The 4,736-nt window shown below is 40.5% G+C and carries 2 protein-coding genes and 2 other annotated features; both genes read right to left on the reverse strand.

From position 1 onward, the window contains the following. Window positions 1-244: 244 nt before the first annotated feature. Window positions 245-2,656, reverse strand: coding sequence for a leucine--tRNA ligase (gene leuS, locus ACOEN1_RS13160; protein ID WP_422487351.1), 2,412 nt, complete (start codon window positions 2,654-2,656; stop codon window positions 245-247). A gap of 45 nt (window positions 2,657-2,701) precedes the next feature. Next, window positions 2,702-2,897, reverse strand: a binding site (T-box leader). A gap of 48 nt (window positions 2,898-2,945) precedes the next feature. After that, window positions 2,946-4,334 (reverse strand): asparagine--tRNA ligase, encoded by a 1,389-nt coding sequence (asnS, locus tag ACOEN1_RS13165; RefSeq protein ID WP_422487352.1) that lies wholly within the window; start codon window positions 4,332-4,334, stop codon window positions 2,946-2,948. Window positions 4,335-4,385: 51 nt separating this feature from the next. Beyond that, window positions 4,386-4,602, reverse strand: a binding site (T-box leader). Between the last annotated feature and the right edge of the window lie 134 nt (window positions 4,603-4,736).

A 4,736-nucleotide genomic window follows, 5' to 3' on the forward strand; every position in this document is an offset into this window, starting at 1 on the left:
AAAATCGAAACCTCGCAAATCACTGAAAACAGTGGGTTTGCGAGGTGTTTTTTTGACACTTTGCTGCAAAACTTAAGTTATAACATACTCAAAATAAATTAATATAGATATTGAATTATACAGAATATTAAAATTGCATTGAAAATTGAGAGTTTTTTATACAACGTTGACTGCTGTATGTCCCTTTATAATAAAAGAAAAGGTTCTGCTACAAGAGTAACAAAACCTTGACTGATTCACATATTTACTTTACAACAATATTGTATATCTTGCCTGGCACGTATATTACCTTGACAATGGTTTTTTCATCAATAAACTTCATTATGGAAGGAACCTCCTTAACCATGTCCTGAACGACTTCCTTTGACTCATCAAGTGCAACTGTTATTGTGCCTCTTACTTTGCCATTAACCTGAACAGGAAGGTCAATAACCTTGTCTATAGTCTTTTCTTCATCGTATTCTGGCCATGTTGTTTCAAACAGTCGTCCTTCTAATCCTATTGCTTCCCAAAGCTCCTCAGTTATATGTGGTGCTACCGGGTTTAACAGTACAAGGAATGTTTCGAAATCTTTTTTGTTTATTGACCCATGGTCATTGAATTCATTCAATAGGGACATTAATGCAGCTATGCCCGTATTGAATTTCAATGTCTCAAAATCCTCACTTACTTTTTTGATGGTCTTGTGTATTGATGACTCAAGCCCTTCTGTGTACTCATATCCATCTTTTAGTATATCCTGAAGTTTCCATACTCTGTCAAGGAATCTTCTGCAGCCTTTTACTCCGTTTTCTGACCAAGGTACACTCTTTTCAAAGTCGCCTATGAACATTTCGTAGGTTCTTAGTGTATCTGCTCCATAATTCTTTACGATATCATCAGGATTGACTACATTACCCCTTGATTTAGACATTTTTTCATTATTGTCACCTAGAATCATGCCATGGGATGTTCTCTTCGAGTATGGCTCCGGTCCTGGTACAACTCCAATATCGAAGAGGAACTTGTGCCAGAATCTTGAGTAGAGCAGGTGAAGTGTTGTATGCTCCATACCTCCGTTGTACCAGTCCACAGGCATCCAATATTCAAGCGCTTCCTCCAATGCAAATGCTTCGCTGTTTCTTGGATCAGTGTATCTTAAGAAGTACCATGATGACCCTGCCCACTGTGGCATGGTATCAGTTTCCCTGTGTGCATCCTTGCCACACTTCGGACATGTTGTATGAACCCAGTCGTGAATTTTTGCAAGTGGTGATTCTCCTGTTTCAGTAGGTTCAAAGTCATCCACTTCTGGAAGCAACAGTGGAAGCTCCTCTTCAGAAATCGGCACCCAGCCGCAATCTTCACAATAAACCAACGGAATTGGCTCACCCCAGTATCTTTGTCTTGAGAATACCCAGTCTCTTAGCTTGAAGTTTATCTTCTTCTCACCGAGGCCTTTTTCCTCCAGCCATTCTATCATAGTATGAATTGCTTCTTTTACTTCCATTCCATCGATAAATCCTGAATTTACAAGTATGCCTGAGTCAGTGTCTGTGTAGGCCTCTTTCTCTATATCTCCACCTTTAATTACTTCAACTATTGGCATGCCGAATTTCTTTGCAAACTCCCAGTCTCTCTGGTCATGTCCTGGAACGGCCATGATAGCTCCTGTTCCATAGGTCATCAATACATAGTCTGATACCCAAAGGGGAACTTCTTCTCCGGTTGCTGGATTAATGGCTTTCAAGCCCTTAAGTTCAACACCTGTCTTTGATTTTGACATCTCTGTTCTTTCAAAATCACTCTTGTTTATAACTTCATCCTTGTAAGAATTTACCTGATCAATATTTTCTATTCTGTCAGCGTATTTTTCGATTAATGGATGCTCCGCTGCTATTACCATATAGGTTGCACCAAAGAGTGTATCAGGTCTTGTTGTAAATACCCGCAGTTTGTCTTCTCCACCTGAAATGGCAAAATCCAGATCGGCTCCCACTGATTTTCCGATCCAGTTGGTCTGCTGTATCTTGACTCTTTCTATATAGTCTACCAAGTCAAGGTCATTTATAAGCCTATCAGCGTATTCTGTTATTTTTAACATCCACTGGTTCTTGACCTTTCTAACGACTTCGCTGCCGCATCTTTCACAGACTCCGCCAACAACTTCCTCATTTGCAAGACCAACCTTGCAGGATGTACAGAAGTTAATAGGGAATTCCTGTTTGTATGCCAAGCCTTTTTCAAATAGCTTAAGGAATATCCACTGCGTCCACTTGTAGTACTCAGGATCGGTTGTGTTGACTTCTCTTGACCAGTCAAATGAGAAGCCGATTGATTTAAGCTGCCCCTTGAATCGTTCGATGTTTTTTTCTGTTACAATTCTTGGGTGTATCTTATTCTTGATTGCAAAGTTCTCCGTTGGAAGACCAAAAGCATCCCAGCCCATCGGGAATAATACGTTATAGCCCTGATATCGTCTCTTCCTTGCAACTATATCCAGTGCTGTATATGGCCTTGGATGGCCTACATGAAGTCCGTCGCCAGATGGATATGGAAATTCAACCAAGGCATAGAATTTCGGTTTGTCACTGTCGTTTGTAGCCTTGTATACCTGCTCTTCATCCCAGATATCCTGCCATTTCTTCTCAACATCCTTTGGATTGTAGTCTCTCATTGAATAACCTCCCTTTATTTTGCAAAAAATAAAACCTTTCATCTCCATAGAGACGAAAGGTTATTCCGCGGTACCACTCTTATTGATAAATCCACTTTTGACCCATTAACGGTGGTTGCCGTTCAGGGCTTTGACCCTGAAAACTCCGAGATGAGTTCACGTGCTCATTATACTGCTTTTCACCATCCAGCAGCTCTCTGAAATGAATTCACACACTACTTGTTCTCTTCCATGTTTGTCTGATTTAGCTTTGATTATAGCAAATACAGATATTCTTAGCAAGATTTATTTAAAACTCAGCTGAATTGACCGTTCTTGGGAATGGTACTACATCCCTTATGTTGGACATTCCGGTTATATACATCAATGCTCTTTCAAAACCAAGTCCATAGCCGGCATGTTTTGTACCACCAAATTTTCTAAGCTCAAGATACCACCAATAATCTGCAGGATCCATACCGTTGTCAATTATTTTCTGTTCAAGGACTTCCAGACGTTCCTCTCTCTGGCTTCCTCCAATTATTTCTCCTACTCCTGGCACCAAAAGGTCCATGGCAGCAACTGTCTTGTCGTCTTCATTTACTCTCATGTAGAAAGCCTTGATTTCCTTTGGATAATCTATTACAAATACTGGCTTGTTGAATATCTTCTCAGTGATATATCTCTCATGCTCGGTCTGAAGGTCCATGCCCCATTCAACTGGATACTGGAATTCTTGACCTGATTCAATCAGCTTTTCAATGGCATCAGTATAGGTTATTACTCCAAAGTCAGACTGTGCAATTCTTGTGAGTCTCTCAACTATTCCCTTGCTTACAAAGTTGTCAAAGAACTCCATTTCCTCTGGTGCATTGTCTAGAACATACTGAATCATATACTTGAACATGTCCTCAGCAAGCTCCATGTTGTCCTTAAGCTCTGCAAAAGCGATTTCTGGTTCGATCATCCAGAATTCAGCCGCATGTCTTGGGGTATTTGAGTTCTCGGCTCTGAAGGTCGGTCCAAAGGTGTAGGTATTTTTAAATGCCAAGGCAAACACCTCAGCCTCAAGCTGACCGCTTACAGTAAGGTGAGTTCCCTTACCAAAGAAGTCCTTTGAAAAGTCGGCGCTACCGTCCCCGGTTCTTGGAGTGTCGTCAAAATCCAGTGTGGTAACCCTAAACATCTCTCCTGCTCCCTCTGCATCTGAGCCTGTTATTATTGGAGGATGTGCGTATATAAAACCTCTTTCCTGGAAAAACCTGTGGATGGCATATGCCAAGATTGACCTTACTCTAAATACTGCACTATAGATGTTGGTCCTTGGTCTTAGATGTGCGATTGTTCTCAGATATTCAAGCGTGTGTCTCTTTTTCTGGATTGGATAGTCGCTTGTTGACTCACCTTCAAGAGATATTCCTTCTGCCTTGATTTCAAATGGTTGCTTGGCACCAGGTGTTTCAATCAGCGTACCTTCTACAGCAATTGCTGAATAAATTGCAAATTTCTCCACTTCCTTGAAATTTGTTAAGGTATCGTCATAAACAATCTGGATATTCTTAAAAAATGATCCGTCATTCAACTCAATAAACCCAAATGCCTTTGAAGCTCTGGATGTTCTGATCCAACCTTCAAGTCTTACTTTCTTTTCGATGTAATCCTCTGAATTTCTGAAAATATCCTTTACTGATAATTTCATTTCATTACCTCCCCATTGATTTTTAAAAACCAAAAAACCTTCCATCCTGTTAATAAGGACGAAAGGTTATCTTCCGCGGTACCACCCTGTTTGCTGTGAGCCTCTTATACACTGTTAACGGTGTGTGCCGTCCAGGCCTACTTGGATTTTTGTCCTTTCGGTTGGAGACTCAAGGGTGTTCTTCAGCAGAGGCTTCGTACCGGTGTTTCACTGTTACCGGCTCCCTAAAACTACTTCCTGTGCCTACTCTCCCTTTCTTGGTCGGGATTCTTTTAGATAATTATAAAATGAAGGTGCTGCTTTGTCAAGCAAATACGTTCAATTGATGTGTTTATCTTTTGATAATGTCACCTTATAATTATCTTTTGATTATGTCACAATAATCTTATGAAAAAAGAGGTG

It is taken from the genome of Gudongella sp. DL1XJH-153 (assembly GCF_049310905.1).
Lineage (GTDB): Bacteria > Bacillota > Clostridia > Tissierellales > Tissierellaceae > Gudongella.